This is a genomic window from Yoonia sp., assembly GCF_036770585.1.
Classification (GTDB): Bacteria; Pseudomonadota; Alphaproteobacteria; order Rhodobacterales; family Rhodobacteraceae; genus Yoonia.
The window spans coordinates 47,190-64,071 of record NZ_DAIPIW010000007.1 but is presented as its reverse complement, the minus strand read 5'-3'; the positions used below and the strand labels follow the sequence as shown (position 1 = coordinate 64,071).

17 protein-coding genes and 2 tRNA genes are annotated in these 16,882 nt (G+C 63.9%); 12 read left to right on the top strand and 7 right to left on the bottom strand.

Going from position 1 to position 16,882, the window contains the following annotated elements:
- The first annotated feature begins 267 nt into the window (after positions 1 to 267).
- The 4 genes from V7N12_RS02870 to V7N12_RS02855 all read left to right on the top strand — a co-directional run bounded on the left by V7N12_RS02870 (position 268) and on the right by V7N12_RS02855 (position 5,932).
- Positions 268 to 1,404 carry an alpha-hydroxy acid oxidase gene (locus V7N12_RS02870; RefSeq protein ID WP_333712561.1) on the top strand — a complete coding sequence of 379 codons (1,137 nt, stop codon included), beginning with the start codon at positions 268 to 270 and terminating at the stop codon, positions 1,402 to 1,404.
- A 73-nt stretch (positions 1,405 to 1,477) separates the two neighbouring features.
- Positions 1,478 to 4,921, top strand: coding sequence for a pyruvate carboxylase (locus V7N12_RS02865; protein WP_333712559.1), 3,444 nt, complete (start codon positions 1,478 to 1,480; stop codon positions 4,919 to 4,921).
- Between the two features lie 29 nt (positions 4,922 to 4,950).
- Positions 4,951 to 5,760 carry a metallophosphoesterase gene (locus tag V7N12_RS02860; protein WP_333712556.1) on the top strand — a complete coding sequence of 270 codons (810 nt, stop codon included), beginning with the start codon at positions 4,951 to 4,953 and terminating at the stop codon, positions 5,758 to 5,760.
- 97 nt (positions 5,761 to 5,857) lie between these two features.
- A tRNA-Gly gene (locus tag V7N12_RS02855) sits at positions 5,858 to 5,932 on the top strand.
- A gap of 62 nt (positions 5,933 to 5,994) precedes the next feature.
- On the opposite strand, the gene V7N12_RS02850 is transcribed toward V7N12_RS02855, so the two are convergent.
- The gene (locus V7N12_RS02850; RefSeq protein WP_333712555.1) at positions 5,995 to 6,714 is read right to left on the bottom strand and encodes an imidazoleglycerol-phosphate dehydratase; all 720 of its coding nucleotides are present in this window, start codon (positions 6,712 to 6,714) and stop codon (positions 5,995 to 5,997) included.
- 148 nt (positions 6,715 to 6,862) lie between these two features.
- Here V7N12_RS02850 and hisB point away from each other — a divergent pair, with 148 nt between their 5' ends.
- From hisB to V7N12_RS02830, 4 genes are all read left to right on the top strand, one after another.
- Positions 6,863 to 7,450 carry an imidazoleglycerol-phosphate dehydratase HisB gene (gene hisB, locus V7N12_RS02845; RefSeq protein ID WP_333712553.1) on the top strand — a complete coding sequence of 196 codons (588 nt, stop codon included), beginning with the start codon at positions 6,863 to 6,865 and terminating at the stop codon, positions 7,448 to 7,450.
- Entirely contained in the window at positions 7,447 to 8,085 is a 639-nt protein-coding gene (hisH, locus tag V7N12_RS02840; protein ID WP_333712551.1) for an imidazole glycerol phosphate synthase subunit HisH, read from the top strand. Before hisB ends, hisH begins: the two co-directional genes overlap by 4 nt.
- A gap of 167 nt (positions 8,086 to 8,252) precedes the next feature.
- A complete protein-coding gene (locus V7N12_RS02835; protein ID WP_333712550.1) occupies positions 8,253 to 8,729 on the top strand; it encodes a lytic transglycosylase domain-containing protein in 477 nt (158 codons plus the stop codon).
- Between the two features lie 99 nt (positions 8,730 to 8,828).
- Complete coding sequence (locus V7N12_RS02830; RefSeq protein WP_333712549.1) at positions 8,829 to 9,539, top strand: hypothetical protein; 711 nt, start codon at positions 8,829 to 8,831, stop codon at positions 9,537 to 9,539.
- Positions 9,540 to 9,557: 18 nt separating this feature from the next.
- Here V7N12_RS02830 and pepT read toward each other — a convergent pair whose 3' ends face one another.
- Together pepT and V7N12_RS02820 are read right to left on the bottom strand one after the other, a co-directional pair.
- Positions 9,558 to 10,796, bottom strand: a complete 1,239-nt coding sequence (pepT, locus tag V7N12_RS02825; RefSeq protein WP_333712548.1) for a peptidase T — start codon at positions 10,794 to 10,796, stop codon at positions 9,558 to 9,560.
- A gap of 121 nt (positions 10,797 to 10,917) precedes the next feature.
- On the bottom strand, positions 10,918 to 11,304 hold the full coding sequence (locus V7N12_RS02820) for a DUF2147 domain-containing protein (RefSeq protein WP_333712547.1): 387 nt from the start codon (positions 11,302 to 11,304) through the stop codon (positions 10,918 to 10,920).
- Positions 11,305 to 11,444: 140 nt separating this feature from the next.
- On the opposite strand from V7N12_RS02820, the gene hisA reads away from it, so the two are divergent.
- The 3 genes from hisA to V7N12_RS02805 all read left to right on the top strand — a co-directional run bounded on the left by hisA (position 11,445) and on the right by V7N12_RS02805 (position 13,313).
- Complete coding sequence (gene hisA, locus V7N12_RS02815) at positions 11,445 to 12,161, top strand: 1-(5-phosphoribosyl)-5-[(5-phosphoribosylamino)methylideneamino]imidazole-4-carboxamide isomerase (protein ID WP_333712546.1); 717 nt, start codon at positions 11,445 to 11,447, stop codon at positions 12,159 to 12,161.
- A 73-nt stretch (positions 12,162 to 12,234) separates the two neighbouring features.
- Complete coding sequence (gene hisF / locus V7N12_RS02810) at positions 12,235 to 12,996, top strand: imidazole glycerol phosphate synthase subunit HisF (RefSeq protein ID WP_333712545.1); 762 nt, start codon at positions 12,235 to 12,237, stop codon at positions 12,994 to 12,996.
- A complete protein-coding gene (locus V7N12_RS02805; RefSeq protein ID WP_333712544.1) occupies positions 12,993 to 13,313 on the top strand; it encodes a phosphoribosyl-ATP diphosphatase in 321 nt (106 codons plus the stop codon). The genes hisF and V7N12_RS02805 overlap by 4 nt, the downstream gene beginning before the upstream one ends.
- On the opposite strand, the gene V7N12_RS02800 is transcribed toward V7N12_RS02805, so the two are convergent.
- The 4 genes from V7N12_RS02800 to rlmB all read right to left on the bottom strand — a co-directional run bounded on the left by V7N12_RS02800 (position 13,310) and on the right by rlmB (position 16,666).
- The gene (locus tag V7N12_RS02800; RefSeq protein WP_333712543.1) at positions 13,310 to 14,668 is read right to left on the bottom strand and encodes a serine/threonine-protein kinase; all 1,359 of its coding nucleotides are present in this window, start codon (positions 14,666 to 14,668) and stop codon (positions 13,310 to 13,312) included. The two genes, V7N12_RS02805 and V7N12_RS02800, sit on opposite strands and share 4 nt — an antisense overlap.
- Positions 14,669 to 14,898: 230 nt before the next feature.
- Positions 14,899 to 15,366 (bottom strand): CoA-binding protein, encoded by a 468-nt coding sequence (locus V7N12_RS02795; protein WP_333712542.1) that lies wholly within the window; start codon positions 15,364 to 15,366, stop codon positions 14,899 to 14,901.
- A gap of 195 nt (positions 15,367 to 15,561) precedes the next feature.
- Entirely contained in the window at positions 15,562 to 15,876 is a 315-nt protein-coding gene (locus V7N12_RS02790; RefSeq protein ID WP_333712541.1) for a hypothetical protein, read from the bottom strand.
- Between the two features lie 13 nt (positions 15,877 to 15,889).
- Positions 15,890 to 16,666, bottom strand: coding sequence for a 23S rRNA (guanosine(2251)-2'-O)-methyltransferase RlmB (rlmB, locus tag V7N12_RS02785; RefSeq protein WP_333712540.1), 777 nt, complete (start codon positions 16,664 to 16,666; stop codon positions 15,890 to 15,892).
- Positions 16,667 to 16,790: 124 nt separating this feature from the next.
- Between rlmB and V7N12_RS02780 the strand changes: the two genes are divergently transcribed.
- Positions 16,791 to 16,874, top strand: a tRNA-Tyr gene (locus V7N12_RS02780).
- Positions 16,875 to 16,882: the final 8 nt, after the last annotated feature.

The window sequence follows — 16,882 nt, the reverse complement described above, 5'->3', positions numbered from 1 at the left end:
GGCCGCGCCATCGCACGCTGGCTCAGCGGGACCGCCGCCGCCTCGAAGGCATCATCTTCGGAAAAACTGCTCATACCTCAGACATAGCGGCATTCCCTTCACGAGAAAAGGCTTGTTCCATATTCGTTCCCGTCATTATTGGCCCACTGGGCCCTGCCCGTTCGTGGCTGAAACGATCCACCGGATCGTTTCTATTTCGCCACTCACTCCCCGCCGGAGGCATCCGAGGATTGCAAATCGCGCAGCCTTGGCCATAGCTTCCCGCCCATGAGCCTACATGCCCGCTACCCCGCCATTTCCGATCTCAAATCCCGCGCCCGTCGCCGCATTCCGCATTTCGTCTGGGAGTACCTTGTCAGCGCGACCGGGGTCGAGGCGACGCAGGCCCGCAACCGGACCGAGCTCGACAAGGTGCTGTTCAACCCCTCGATCCTGCATGGCGAGTTCACACCGGACCTGTCTGTCACGCTTTTCGGCAAGACCCATCCGCTGCCCATCGGCATCGCGCCGGTCGGCATGTCGGGGCTGATCTGGCCCGATGCCGAGCGTCTTCTGGCCCGTGTGGCGGCAGGCGAAGGCATCCCCTATACCCTTTCGACCGTCGCCGCCGCTGCCCCCGAGGACGTCGCGGGCGATTTGGGCGAAGACGGCTGGTTCCAGCTTTATCCGCCGCGCGATCCCAAGATCAGGGCCGATATCCTGAAGCGGGTGAAGGACGCGGGCTTCACCACCATGGTGCTGACGGCGGATGTGCCCGTGGCATCCCGGCGCGAGCGCGAGACCCGCAGCGGGCTGACCAAACCGCCCAAGCTGACCCCGCGCCTTGCCTTGCAGGCGGCGCAATGTCCGGTCTGGCTGAACGGGATCCGCAGGATGGGCATGCCGCGCCTGCGCCTGATGGAAGGCTATTCGACCAACCGCGCCGCCCTGCCCTCGAACGCGCATATCGGGTATCAGCTGCGCACCTCGCCGGATTGGGACTATTTCAGGGATCTGCGCCAGGCCTGGGACGGCCCGCTTGTGGTCAAGGGCGTCGGCGTGCCTGCCGATGCGACCCGCCTGCAGACCGAAGGCGCCGATGCGATCTGGGTCAGCAACCACGCGGGCCGCCAGTTCGACGGCGGCCCCGCCAGTATCGAGGTGCTGCCCCAGATCCGCGCCGCCACATCCCTGCCGGTGATCTTCGACAGCGGCATCGAAGGGGGCCTCGACGTGCTGCGCGCCTTGGCACTTGGTGCGGATTTCGTGATGCTGGGCCGCGCGTTCCACTATGGCCTCGCCGCCCTGGGGCAGGCTGGGGCGGCGCATGTGGTCGATATCCTGCGGCAGGATATGATCAGCAACATGGGGCAACTGGGGACCAGGTCCTTGAAACAGCTATCCGCACGCTTGCGTCCCACCTGACCCGTTTTCGGAAATCCGGTAGACGCCAGACCCATTGGCCCTTAGAAATGCTGCAAGTGCAAAGGGACCCGACATGACTGACTTCAAGAAAATCCTCGTTGCGAACCGTGGCGAAATCGCAATCCGCATCATGCGCGCCGCCAATGAGATGGGCAAGAAAACCGTCGCGGTCTTTGCCGAAGAGGACAAGCTGGGCCTGCACCGGTTCAAGGCCGACGAGGCCTACCGCATCGGCGAAGGCATGGGACCCGTCGCCGCCTATCTGTCGATCGACGAGATCATCCGCGTGGCCCGGATGTCGGGCGCGGATGCGATCCACCCCGGCTATGGCCTTTTGTCCGAGAACCCCGATTTCGTGGATGCCTGTGCCGCCAACGGGATCACCTTCATCGGCCCCAAGGCCGACACGATGCGCGCCCTAGGCGACAAGGCCAGCGCGCGCCGCGTCGCCATCGCGGCCGGTGTGCCCGTGATCCCCGCAACCGAGGTGCTGGGCGACGACATGGCCGCGATCAGGAAGGACGCCGCCGAGATCGGCTATCCGCTGATGCTCAAGGCCTCTTGGGGCGGTGGTGGTCGGGGGATGCGCCCGATCATGTCCGACAAGGAACTTGAGGAAAAAGTGCTCGAAGGCCGCCGCGAGGCCGAAGCCGCCTTCGGCAATGGCGAGGGCTATCTGGAAAAGATGATCATGCGCGCCCGCCACGTCGAGGTGCAGATCCTCGGCGATAGCCAGGGCAATATCTATCACCTGTGGGAACGGGATTGCTCTGTCCAGCGCCGCAACCAGAAGGTCGTGGAACGCGCCCCTGCCCCGTATCTCAGCGGCACCCAGCGCGAGCAGCTTTGCCAGCTTGGCAAGAAAATCTGCCAGCATGTGAATTACGAATGCGCGGGCACGGTCGAATTCCTGATGGATATGGACAGCGGCGAGTTCTACTTCATCGAGGTGAACCCCCGCGTGCAGGTCGAACATACCGTCACCGAAGAGGTCACCGGCATCGACATCGTCCGCGCCCAGATCCTGATCGCCGAAGGCAAGTCACTGGTCGAGGCGACGGGATGCGCCAGCCAGTATGACGTCAAGCTTGACGGCCACGCGCTGCAATGCCGCGTCACCACCGAAGACCCGCAGAACAACTTCATCCCCGACTATGGCCGCATCCAGATGTATCGCAGCGCCACCGGTCCGGGCATCCGTCTGGACGGCGGCACGGCCTATTCGGGCGCTGTGATCACGCGCTATTACGACAGCCTGCTGACCAAGGTCACCGCCCGCGCACCGACCCCTGAAATGGCCATCGCCCGCATGGACCGCGCCCTGCGCGAGTTCCGCATCCGTGGCGTTTCGACCAATATCGCCTTTGTGGAAAACCTGCTGAAGCATCCGACGTTCCTGAACAACGAATACCACACCAAGTTCATCGACGAGACGCCGGACCTTTTCAAATTCTCCAAGCGCCGCGACCGTGCGACGAAGATCCTGACCTATATCGCGGATATCACCGTGAACGGCCACCCCGAGACGGCTGGCCGCCCGCGCCCTGCGGCGGATGTGAAACCGCCCAAGCCGCCGGTCAAGAAGACCACGGATGTGACCCCCGGCACGCGCAATATTCTGGATGACTTCGGCCCCGAGGCCGTCGCCGACTGGATGCGCGACCAGACGCAACTTCTGATCACCGACACCACGATGCGGGACGGGCACCAGTCGCTTCTGGCGACACGGATGCGCTCGATCGACATGATCGGCGCGGCACCCGCCTATGCCACCAAGATGCATGGGCTGTTCAGCGTCGAATGCTGGGGCGGTGCGACCTTCGACGTGGCCTATCGGTTCCTGCAGGAATGTCCGTGGCAGCGCCTGCGCGACATCCGCGCGGCGATGCCCAATATCATGACGCAGATGCTGCTGCGCGCCTCGAACGGGGTCGGTTACACCAATTACCCCGACAACGTGGTGCAGGCCTTTGTCGCGCAGGCCGCGGCCTCCGGCGTCGATGTCTTCCGCGTGTTCGACAGCCTCAACTGGGTGGAAAACATGCGCGTGGCGATGGATGCGGTCATCGCGGCCAACAAGGTCTGCGAAGGCACGATCTGCTATACCGGCGATCTGATGGACCCCAACCGGTCCAAATATGACCTGAAATACTACGTCGGCATGGCCAAAGAGCTGGAGGCCGCAGGCGCCCATGTGCTGGGCCTGAAAGACATGGCAGGGCTGTTGAAACCCGCCGCGGCCACGGCACTGGTCACCGCGCTGAAAGAAGAGATCGGCCTGCCGATCCATTTCCACACGCACGACACATCGGGTGCGGCCATCGCGACGGTGCTTGCCGCCTCTGCCGCCGGGGTGGACTGTGTCGATGGCGCGATGGATGCGCTGTCGGGCAATACCTCGCAGCCGACGCTGGGCTCGATCGTCGAGGCGCTGAAAGGCACCGAGCGGGACACAGGGTTGGACGTGGCCGCGATCCGCCAGATTTCCAACTATTTCGAACAGGTCCGCGCGCATTACGCCGCCTTCGAATCCGGCCTTCAGGCCCCGGCCTCGGAAGTCTATCTGCACGAGATGCCCGGCGGGCAGTTCACCAACCTCAAGGCGCAGGCGCGGTCGCTGGGGCTGGAGGAACGCTGGCACGAGGTGGCACAGACCTATGCCGATGTGAACCGGATGTTCGGGGATATCGTGAAGGTGACACCTTCGTCGAAGGTCGTGGGTGACATGGCGCTGATGATGGTCAGCCAGGGCCTGACCCGCGCGCAGGTCGAGGACCCGGCGGTCGATGTCTCTTTCCCTGACAGCGTGATCGAGATGATGCACGGCGATCTGGGCCAACCGCCGGGCGGCTGGCCAGAGGCGATCCAGAAGAAGGTGCTGAAAGGCGACAAGCCGATCACCGACCGTCCGGGCAAGCACCTGAAACCCGTCGATCTGGAGGCGACCCGCGCCGATCTGTCCAGGCAGCTCGAGGGCAAGGCGGTCGATGACGAGGACCTGAACGGCTATCTGATGTATCCCAAGGTTTTCCTTGATTACATGGGTCGCCACCGCATCTATGGCCCCGTGCGCACCCTGCCGACACGGACGTTCTTTTACGGGATGGAACCGGGCGAAGAGATCGTCGCCGAGATCGACCCCGGCAAGACACTGGAAATCCGCCTGCAGGCCGTCTCGGACATGAACGAGGATGGCGAGGTCAAGGTGTTCTTCGAACTCAACGGTCAGCCGCGCACGATCCGCGTGCTGAACCGTCTGGCGGCGGCCGACAAGATCAGCCGCCCGAAAGCCGAAGCCGGCAATCCAAATCACATCGGCGCGCCGATGCCCGGGGTCGTTGCGACCGTCGCCGCTCAGGCCGGCAAGGCGGTCAAGGCGGGCGATCTGTTGCTGACCATCGAGGCGATGAAGATGGAAACCGGCATCCACGCCGAGCGTGACGCGGTGGTCAAAGCCGTGCATGTGCAGGCGGGCGGGCAGATCGACGCCAAGGACCTGCTGGTCGAGCTGGAATAGGGGCTGTCGGGGCAGCTTGTGGGGACAATTTGGACAAGCTGCTCTTCATCACCGACACCCATATGACAGAGGCGGGCCGGTTCATCATCGGCCTTGACCCTGCCGCGCGGTTGCAGGCCGTGCTGGACGCCGCCCTCGCCGCCCATGCGGATGTGGCCGCCTTGGTGATCCTTGGCGATCTGACGCACAATGGAACCGAGGCGGAATACCGACGCCTGAAACCCCTGCTGGATGCCGTGCCGATCCCCGTGATCCCCATGCTGGGCAATCACGACCGGCGCGCGGCGTTTCAAAAGGTCTTCCCCGACGCCCCCCAAGCGGAGGGCTTCGTCCAATCGATGCGCGATATCGGCGAGACGCGGCTGATCACACTCGATTCGCTTGACGGACCGCCCTATCCCGACGATCACCATGCGGGGCGGCTGTGTGACACGCGCTTGCGCTTTCTCGACAAGGCGCTGGCGACCCGCGCAGGCCGTCAGGCCATCGTCTGCATCCACCATCCGCCTTTCGATACCGGCATCATCGGCATGGATATGATCAAGCTGGCCGAGGGTGATGCCTTTCTCGATCTCCTGGCCCGCCATGGCAATCTGCATCTGGTTTGCGGCCATGTGCACCGCACCATGTCCGGCAGCACGCGCGGCGTGCCCTGGACGATCCTGAAAAGCCCCTGCCATCAGGGTGTTCTCGACCTGACGTCTCCTGACGCGCATCTGTCCACAAACGAACCGGGGGCCTATGGCCTTGCCTTGCTGATGGGCGATGGAATCGTCATTCACAGCGAAGATGTCGGATTGAAGGGCGTGCGGATTTTCGGCGGATATGACGCCGAATAGGCCCGCGTCCGCCCTGCGCACAAAATCGCGCGGGGCGGTGATTTTGGTCTTGCAACGCGTGATCAGACTTTATAAATCACCGATCACGAATTGCAGCGCGGGCGTAGCTCAGGGGTAGAGCATAACCTTGCCAAGGTTAGGGTCGTGAGTTCGAATCTCATCGCCCGCTCCAATTCGGAACCAAAAAGGCCGCAGCTTTCACTGCGGCCTTTTGTTTGTCCGGCTGCGTTGCGATCAGATCGCGCCACCCATCACCTCATACGCCTCTTGTCGCAGGGGCGGTGTCACGCGGGTCAGGGTCTTGGGCACCGGCAGGCCTTCGCGGCGAAAGATCGCCGCAATCTCGGCCGAGATGGCGTCGTCCATGCGTTCCAGCGGGGTCAGCGGGCGCAGGGCACGGATCGCGGCCATTTCGGGCTGGGCAAAGACCAGATCGGCAGGTGACGGTTCCTTGTCGGCCGCTTCCGTCTCTTCGGCCAGAATGATGTCATCCAGAACAAGCGGTGCCGCTGCGACCGTTTCCGGTGCTTGCGCTGTGACCTGCTCGGCCTTGTCGCGCGCCATCTGCCGCGCCACCCGCGCCATGACATCATCGGTATTGCTGACCGCGGACATGGCCAGTTTCGCGATGACATCGGCACCCACGGTCATCCCCGCAAGGGCATAGAGCGCGGGAATCAGCGCGTAGAGATCATCCGTCTCTTCCGCCGGACGGTCGGTCAGAAGGATCGCGCTGAGGTAAGGGTTTTTCCGCTCACCCGACAGCGCGATGGCGTGGGTCAGTTGCCCGTCGATCCTTTCGTCCATGACCAGAAGGTCGATCGTGTCCACGCGGATCAGCGCATGGGCGACGTCGAGTTTTTCGACACATAGGATCTGGAACCCTTTGTCCATCAGCGTTCGTGACACGGCAGTGGCCGCTTGCGCGTCCTGCCGCAGGATAAGAGCTTTCATCGGATTCTCCTGATAAATGGCAACTGCAGGGACCCTAGACCCCGAACACTTAAATTTTGCTGAAAAGCCACAGCGGATTCTGACGGGCTTGGCCAATCCCGCGATTTCGGCTTATAGAGCCTTCGAAAACCAGCAAAAGGTGCCCGCCATGCGCAAGGCAACGATCACCCGCAAGACCGCCGAGACGGATATCACCGTCACCATCGATCTGGATGGGACCGGCGTTTATGACAACCGGACCGGCGTGGGGTTCTTCGACCACATGCTGGATCAGTTGTCGCGTCACGCGCTGATCGACATGACCGTGCGCGCCGAAGGTGACCTGCACATCGACGACCACCACACGGTCGAGGATGTGGGCATCGCGCTGGGTCAGGCGCTGACGCAGGCGCTTGGCGACAAGACGGGTATCCGCCGCTACGGATCGTGCCATCTGGCGATGGATGACGCGCAGGTGCGGTCTGCGCTGGACCTTTCGGGTCGGCCCTATCTGATCTGCAACCTCGATCTGCCCTTTGGCAAGATCGGCAGCTTCGACACGGAACTGGTGCGCGAGTTCTTTCAGGCGTTCAGCACCCACGGCGGGATCACGCTGCATATCGACCGCCTGCACGGCTTCAACGCCCACCACATCGCCGAGGCCGCCTTCAAGGCCGTCGCCCGCGCGCTGCGCGAGGCGGTCGAGACCGATCCGCGCAAGGCGGATGCCATCCCCTCGACCAAGGGCAGCCTATGACGACCGTTCTTGTCGATTACGACAGCGGCAACCTGCATTCGGCCCAGAAAGCCTTTGAACGCATGGCGTCAGAGGTCGGCGCGGGCGCGATCATCGTGACCGCCGACCCGGATGTCGTGGCACGGGCGGACCGGATCGTGCTGCCCGGCGACGGGGCCTTTCCGCATTGCCGCGCGGAACTTTTCGCCCGCTCGGGTCTGGCCGAGGCGATTGTCGAGGCGGTGACCGCCCGCGCCCGCCCCTTCATGGGGATCTGTGTGGGGATGCAGATGATGGCGACCACGGGACATGAATATCAGGAAACCCCCGGCTTTGGCTGGATTGCAGGGGATATCCGGCGGATCACCCCCTCGGACGACCGCCTGAAGGTCCCGCATATGGGCTGGAACGATCTGGTGATCGACACCCCCCATCCGGTGCTCGACGGCATCGCGACGGGGGATCACGCCTATTTCGTGCATTCCTACGCCATGCAGGTCACCCACGCGGCCCAGCGGCTGGCCCATGTGAACTACGGCGGCGCTGTCACGGCGATCATCGGGCGGGACAATATGATCGGCATGCAGTTCCATCCCGAAAAGTCGCAAGCTGCGGGATTGCGGATGATCGGCAATTTTCTGCTTTGGGCGCCGTGAATCGGGCTAATCACCTGATTTGACGATTGAAAACCGCGGCGGTGCCCGGTCTGCACCGCGTCTGCGTCACGTCGGCATGACGTCGGGAAAGTCTGCACGGTGGCGGAACCTCTTGTTAACGGACACTGTCTGGGGTCAAGATGACCAAAACCTGACCGAGCAGACCGATGACCCTGACCCGCCGCACCTTTGCCCTGACCGCCCTTGCCAGCCTCGCCGCCTGCGGCACCCGCCGCGAAACCGTCGAGGTCAGCAGCCGCCGCAGGACCGATCTCCCGCTGCACCCCAACGAAACCCCCGAGCTGCGCGCCTTGATCAACAAATATGCCGATATTCACGGCATCCCCGTCAGCCTGCTGCATCGCGTCATCATCCGCGAAAGCACGCATCGGCCATGGGCGCGCAACGGACCTTACATGGGGCTGATGCAAATCCACCCGAACACCGCACGCGGGATGGGCTATCGGGGGTCACCCGAGGGCTTGCTCGATCCCGAGACCAATCTGCGCTATGCGGGCAAATACCTGCGCGGGGCCTGGCTGGTATCGGGCGGCGACGAGGAAGCGGCGGTCATGTGGTATGCCCGCGGTTATTATTACGAGGCCAAGCGGCAGGGGCTGCTGGAAGAAACCGGCCTGCGCTGATCTTGCGGGGGGGGGCCAAGGGGCGTTCGTCCTTGCCCCGGACCCCGCCGCCTTCTATCAGATGATCCATAGGATCACCTTCAACCGTGGAGACACAGCATGACCCGTTATCCTTCCGTTCTTGGCATCTTGGCCGCCGTGGCCACGGCAACCACGGCGTCGGCGCAGGCCGTCTCGCTTGGTGGGGCCGAAGTTTCCTATGACTACCACATCACCGAGTTGCTGGGGGATCGGGCCACCAGCGGACGCTTGCGCGCCTCGGGCGAGTTGCTGTTCGGCGCGATCATCGGACAGCTCGATCTGGTCAGCGCCGATTACGGGGACGGCAGACCCTATGACGGCTACACCTCGGGCACGCTGCATCTTGGCTACGCCTTTTCGCCGGAATTCGCTGTCGGCCTGTCCTACACGGCCGAGGATTTCGACGGTGAAAGCTACAATGTGGTGGCGGGTTCCGTGGTCTATTCCCCGCCCACACTGGGGATCGAGGGTGTCTATGCGGTCTATACGGGTGATTTCGACTACGAGGCGAATTTCCTTCAGGCGCGCGCCAGTTATGCCCTGTCGAACAGTTTCAGCGTCACAGGCGATGTGACCTTCATCGACGAGGCATCGGCCGCGAAAAAATGGCAGAACTTCGGGCTGGGCGGGCGCTATTCCTTTGCCCAGGGCGTCTATATCGAGGCAAGCGCCCATCAGTTGATCGGTGACGTCGATGCCTCCATTCTGGGCATCGAGATAGGCTTTGACATCGGCGGTGGCACGACCTTCGGGCCGCGCGACTGGCAAGGGCTGATGACGATCTACTAAGACCGCGCGACCCCGACCTCAGTCAGCACGCCCTGCCCGTTCGGCGATGCGCAGGCAAAAGGCCGTCGCCTTTTCCATATCCTGCACCGAGACCCATTCCAGCGGCCCGTGCACGTTCTGCATCCCTGTGAAAAGGTTGGGACAAGGCACACCCAGTTCGGTCAGGCGTGATCCATCGGTGCCGCCCCGGATCGGGACGGACTTTTCCGCGATCCCCAGATCGGCCAGCGCCGCGCGGGCCAGATCGACGGGGGTCATGTCGTTTTCCAGCCAATAGCGCATGTTGCGGTATTGCGGCGTGATCTCGCAGGTGATGCGGGCGCGCGGCTCGGTCGCGGCGATGGTGTCGCAGACCTGCTTCAGCAAGGCGCCCTTGGCCTCCAGCCCGTCCATCTCGAAGTCGCGCAGAATGAAGCGCACCGTCATGTCATCGGCGGTGCCGTTGCAATCGACCACATGGATAAAGCCCTCATACCCGTCGGTCGTCTCGGGCGTCAGGGTCGCCTGCGGCAGCGTATCGACGATCTTGGCGGCCAGATGGATGGCGTTGACCAGCCTGTCCTTGGCCGTGCCGGGGTGGATCGAGACGCCCTTGACCCTGACCACCGCGAAATCGGCCGAGAAGGTTTCATAGACGATCTCGCCCAGCTCTCCCCCGTCGAAAGTATAGGCGAAAGCGACGTTCAGATCCCCGGGCAGCCGCGGGTCCACGCCGCGCCCGATCTCTTCGTCGGGGGTGAAGGCCAGGCGGATCGTGGGGCGCTTGATCCCGGGGGTTTCCAGCAGGTGCTGTGCTGCGGTCATGACGATGGCCATGCCCGCCTTGTCGTCGGCCCCCAGCAGCGTCAGCCCCGAGGCGGTGACGATGTCGTCGCCGATCTTTTCGGAGAGGTAAGGGTTGTCCTCGGGGGCGAGGATCAGGTCAGGGTCGTCGGGAAAGGTGATCGCACCGCCGTTGTAGCCTTCGATCACGCGCGGCTTGACGCCCGTCGCGTTGAATTGCGGCGCGGTATCGACATGGGCGAGAAAGCCGATGGTCGGGCCGTCCGTATTGCCGGGGATCGTGGCGATGACGGTGCCGTAGTCGGTCTTGGTGACATCCGCCGCCCCCATCTGGGTCAGTTCGCGCACCACCAGATCGAGGATCACATGCTGGCATTCGGTCGAGGGCGCGCCGGGGCTGTCCATGTCCGACTGGCTGTCGATGGCGCAATAGCGCAGCAGGCGGGTTTTCAGGTCGTCCTTGAAGTGGGTCATGCGGGGGGCCTCCGGTTTGGCGGCAGCAGGCCCCAAGGCGCGGTTGGTGTCAATGGCACCGGCGGGACGCAAAAGGCCCCCGCGATGCGGAGGCCCCGAAGTTTGTCACATGGTGCCGCGCCTACTGGACGCGGACCCAGTTCTGACTGGAACACAGCAGACCACCCGCGATACAGCCCTGCAGGCGCAGCTGGTTGCCTGCGACCTGCATCTTGCCGATGTAGATGCGGTCATTGGACGGACGCCAGACCGAGCCTGCATAGCTGCCGTCACCATTCGGCACCATGTCGATGACCAGCGTCTTGCCGATGTTTTCCGACTGGTATTCGCCATCCGCATTGAAGGTGCGCGCGATGACGCCGCAAACGGCCGCGCCGCACTGGGACATGTCGATATGGGCATAGGCCCCGTCATCGACTTCGGTCTGCCAGGTGCCAAGGGCGGCATCCTGCGCCACGGCGGCGGTGCCGAAGGCGGCAAGCGCTGCGGCGATCAAAAGTCTCTTCATCCTCATTTCCTCCCTGAGTGATGGCGGGCACATCAGCAAATGCGCTGATTCCGATCAAGTGTGACGTTGGGTCGGGCCAGACGTTGCATTTCCGCGCGGCCCCTGTAGAACCGCGCCGAAACATGCCAAGGGCCCGCGCGATGATCCTCTACCCTGCCATTGACCTCAAAGACGGAAACGCCGTGCGGCTGGTGCACGGGGATATGGATCAGACGACGGTCTTCAACGAAGACCCCACGGCACAGGCCCGGGCCTTCGTGGCGGCGGGATGCGCATGGCTGCATCTGGTGGACCTCAACGGCGCCTTTGCGGGCGCGCCGGTGAACGCCGCCCCGGTCGAGGCGATCCTGAAGGCCTGCCCCGTGCCCGCCCAACTGGGTGGCGGGATCCGCGATATGGCCACCATCGAGCGCTGGCTGGACAAGGGGCTGGCGCGGGTGATCCTCGGCACCGTGGCAGTCGAAAACCCCGATCTGGTGCGGCAGGCGGCAAAGGCCTTCCCCGGTCAGGTGGCGGTGGGGCTGGATGCGCGGGGCGGCCGCGTCGCAACGCGCGGCTGGGCCGAGGAAACCGATGTGATGGTCACCGACCTTGCCAAATCCTTCGAGGATGCGGGCATCGCCGCGATCATCTACACCGACATCCTGCGCGACGGCGCGATGAAAGGGCCGAACATCGACGCCACCGCCGATCTGGCCCGCGCGGTCTCGATCCCGGTGATCGCCTCGGGCGGGGTGTCGTCAATGGCGGACCTGATCGCCTTGCGGGACACAGGCGTCATCGCGGGCGCGATTTCGGGCCGTGCGCTTTACGATGGGGCGATCGATCTGGCCTCCGCGCTGGCCGCCCTGCGCTGATCCCCTCGCTTTGCTGAAAAATACTCGAATCCCGCTGCTTGCCGCAGGCGCAGCGGCAGCCTAGAAGCATCACATGTTGAAAACCCGCATCATCCCCTGCCTCGACGTGGCCGAAGGCCGCGTGGTCAAAGGCGTGAACTTCGTCGATCTGGTGGATGCGGGCGATCCGGTGGATGCGGCCATCGCCTATAACGCCGCTGGCGCGGACGAGCTTTGCTTTCTCGACATCATGGCCACCGAAGAAAATCGCGGCACGATGTTCGATCTGGCGACGCGGACAGCCGAACAATGCTTCATGCCGCTGACCATCGGTGGCGGCGTGCGCAGCCACCACGATGTGCGCAACCTGCTGCTGGCGGGGGCCGACAAGGTCAGTTTCAATTCCGCCGCTGTCGCCAATCCCGATGTGGTGGCCGAGGCCGCGATGCGGTTCGGCAGCCAGTGCATCGTCGTGGCGATTGACGCCAAGACCGTCGCACCGGGCCGCTGGGAGATCTTCACCCATGGCGGACGCCGCGCGACGGGCATCGATGCGGTGGAATTCGCCCGCACGGTCGTGCAAAAGGGCGCGGGCGAAATCCTGCTGACCTCGATGGACCGCGACGGGACGAAGGCGGGGTTCAATATCCCGCTCACCCGCGCGATTTCCGATGCCGTCGATGTGCCGGTGATCGCCTCGGGCGGGGTCGGCACACTGGATCATCTCGTGGAAGGCGTGACGCTGGGCGGGGCTTCGGCGGTGCTGGCGGCCTCGATCTTTCACTTCGGCACCTACACCATCGGCGAGGCCAAGGCCCATATGGCCGCCGCCGGAATCCCCGTGAGGCTGACATGACGCTGGACGCTCTTTTCGCCACCATCGAGGCCCGCAAGGGGGCTGACCCCGAAGGCAGCTGGACCGCGAAACTGCTGTCCAAGGGCCCCGAGAAATGCGCCGAGAAATTCGGCGAAGAGGCGATCGAGGCGATCATCGAAGCGGTCAAGGGCGACAGGGACCGCCTGGCTTCGGAAGCGGCGGATGTGCTTTATCATCTGCTGGTCATGCTGGCGTCGCGCGACGTCAGCCTGCATGACGTGCTGGCCGAACTTGCCCGCCGCGAGGGCACCTCGGGCATCGCAGAGAAGGCCGCCCGCGACCCGTCCGGCCGTTAATGGGCGCGCACGGCCATGCTCATCCATTGGACGATGTAGCTGTCGCTGAAGAACCCCTTGAAGATGGCGCGCCTGCGGGGCGTCTGCGGCAGCCCGCCGTCACCATCCATCTGGCGCAGCAAGGCGCGGGCCTCTGCCTCGCGCTGGGCTTTCTTGGCCATCCGCGCGGCTTTCTCGGCGATATGTGATTGCCCCGGTCTGCGGCGGGCGGTGCGGGCCGTTTCATAATTGAATTCCACCGCCCAATCCGGCCGATAGATGTCCTGCGGCAAGTCCGGCTTTGTCAGCACAGGCGCTGAGGCTGCGATATCTGCCGCGACGGTCTCGTCCGGGGCGTCCAGAAGCCGGTTGGTTTCCTGCACCAGCGCCGAGATGTTCTTCAGCGGGACGGCGGATGCCATTTTCACGACCCGTTCGGCCCGTTGTTCCTGTTCGATGCGGGTCAGCCATGCGCGGGCACTTTGCAGCCGCGCGGCAGGATCGACCCGCAAGGCGGCATCGATGGTTTCAAGGACCACGGGGTCGAAGTCGGGGAAGCGCCCGGCCAGTGGCAAGCACGGGTCAGGGTCGCCTTGCGCAACCGCGCGGTAGCGTGTCTCGGCATCCGCAGGTGCGCGTCCGGTGATCAGATGATAAAGGGTCGCCCCCAGCGCATAAAGATCGCTGCTGGGACCCTGCGTGGCACCGGTGCTGTAGAATTCGTATGGCGAATACCCATCCTTGACGATCAGGATGTTGTTGGCCGCCCTCTTGACCTTGCTTGCATCCTCGCGCACGGCGCCGAAATCGATCAGGATCGGACTGCCCCATTTGTCGAAGAGGACATTGTCGGGCGAGATATCGCGGTGCAGCAGGCCGTGATCGTGCACAAGCGCAATGGCATCAAGCAGCTTGACCAGGATGCCATGGATCTGATCGGGGCTAAGCTCTCGGTCGCCCAATTCGATGATATCCGCAAGATCGCGCCCCTCGATCAGGTCAAGCACCATATAGGCGGTGCCGTTTTCCTCGAAGACCTGATGGACACGGACGATATTGGGGTGGCTCAGCATGGCGATGCTGCGCGCCTCGCGGACGAAGAGTCTGACGATCTGGCGGAAGGTTTCGGCAAATCCGGCGCTGCTGGCGACGACCCGGCTGCCCTCGCGGCGGCAGTGGCCTTCGGCGAAACATTCCTTGATCACGACCGTGCGGTCGAGCCCGGAATCCTGCGCCAGATAGGTGATGCCGAAGCCGCCCGCGCCGATCTGCTGGTCGATGCGGAACTTGCCGTCCTGCAAGCGGGTGTCGGGGGGAAGAACCGGAGAAGGCGGAACGTATGTCGCCTGATCGCCGAGTATGCGCGTTTGTTCCAAGGGATCACCAACGTCTCTGGGAGTGGACAGGGACAGCAACCGATGCATGGTTAACACGTCACGATGTGCGGCACTGCGGCAGACAGTCAATTCCGAAGCTGTCGGGCAAAACCGGTCGGCGGGAACCTGCCGAAGTGATGCCCAAAAACGTGTGGAAACCCGCCGAAAGAACGAAGGTTGGCCTTCAACTTGCCGAAAAAACTGACGAATTTCCGCGTTCGGGATCGGCCCTAAAGCCGCGACGACACCCGTCCGGTCACGAATCCCCCCATGCGAAGCTCGTTGAACAGCCGCTGATATTCGATTTTCGGGCAGCGATTCTGGATCACATCGACACCGCGCGCCTCGGCTTTGGCGGCGGCCTCGGGGTGCTCGACCCCGATCTGCATCCAGATGGTCTGAAGCTGCGGCCAGCGCGCCAGCGCGGCGTCGACGATCGGCGGAACCGCTTCGGAGCGGCGGAAGATATCGACCATATCGACCGCGTCGGGGACCTCGGCCAGATCGGCATGGACGGTCTCGCCCAGCAGCGTCTGACCGGCCAGACCGGGGTTGACGGGAATGACGCGCATCCCCTTCAGCCCCAGATAGCGGGCCACATAATAGCTGGGCCGGATCGGGTTGGCCGAGACGCCGACGACCGCGACCGTCTTGGTGCGGGTCAGGATGCGGCGCAGAAGATCGTCGGAATAGGTCATGCCCGCACCCTAGACCAGAACGCGGCCCGAAAAAAGCGCCCGGGGTTGCCCGGGCGCAGGTATTGGAACGAGGGACAGTGAAAAGGAGCGGCGCAGTTCCAATAGCGCGCGCCCTCACCCTTCAAGATGGGGATCAGGACCACGGAATGCAGCCCCGTTCATGTAAATGTGAAGCCGGGTGTGTGCAGCCCCGGTTCAGTCGAAGACCTCGTCCACGACATCCTCGAACAGGTCCCAGAGGCCAGAGAGCGCGCGCCGCCCGAAGGTCTTGCCCTTGCGCCGCTTTTGGGGGCGCGGTGCGTGGCGATCGGTGTGGGTGTTGTCATACTTGCGCCGCAGCGGCTTTGCTGCGGGGGTTGCCGCCCGGGCCTCGGTCTGCGGCAGGCTTTTCATCGCGCGCAGGGGTGCGCCGCACGTGCTGCAAGTCAGTTCGTGCCGGTCCGTGCCGCGCAGCACAAGGGCCGCCTTGGTGCCGCAATAGCAGCAGGTCGCAATCTTGGTCGCCGGCATCGCATCGCCTCTGTTATGCTTTGACCGCATATAGGGCGACCGCCGCCGCATTTGAGACGTTGAGCGAGCCAAAACCGCCCGCGGCATCAATTCTGACCAACATGTCGCAGGTTTCACGGGTTTTTTCACGCAGGCCCGGACCTTCCGCCCCAAGCACCAGCGCGATGGGACGGTCGCGCTGTCCGTCCACGGCCTGTTCGATGCTTTGCTCTGCCTCGCCGGCCAGTCCCAGCACCAGATAGCCCATGTCCCGCAGCTCGGTGATGGCATCCGACAGGTTGCGGACGCGCAGATAGGGCTGGCGTTCGAGCGCACCGCTGGCGGTCTTGGCAAGCGCACCGGTTTCCGGCGCGGAATGGCGCTGGACCGCCACCACGGCGCGGGCGCCGAAAACCTCGGCCGAGCGCAGGATGGCGCCCACGTTATGCGGGTCGGTCACACGGTCAAGCAGGATGATCCGCGGCGGCATCGCGCCCGCGCCCAGCGCGACGTCTGTCAGGCTGCCCCAGTTGTGGGGTTTCACCTCGAGTGCGGCCCCCTGATGCACCGACTGCGGATCAAGCGGGGCCGCGAACTTGCGCGGGTCCGAGATTTCGGGGGCCAGCCCGCCCGCCGCGACCGCATCGCCGAGACGTTCAAGCGCGTTGCGGGTCACGACCAGACGCAGCTTTTCGCGTGCGGGGTTCAGCAGCGCATCGCGCACAGCATGCAGGCCGAAGAGCCAGACGGTTTCCTGCGCCGCCACACGCTTGGCCTGTTCCTTGGCGATGACCCACTTGGGCTTTTTCATATCCATTCACCTTTGGCTTTGCGCACCGCGATAACGGGTATTGGCTGGCCTGTGAAGGGCCGCGCGAAATGGGCGAATTTGCGGTTGACGCCCCATTGGGCCACAGGTAATGACGCGCCTTAGTGGGCGACAGGCCGCAAGGTGTGGCAGGGGACTGTAACTCCCTCGAGGCGACTCACGCCTGGTTCGATTCCAGGGTCGCCCACCATTTTTCCA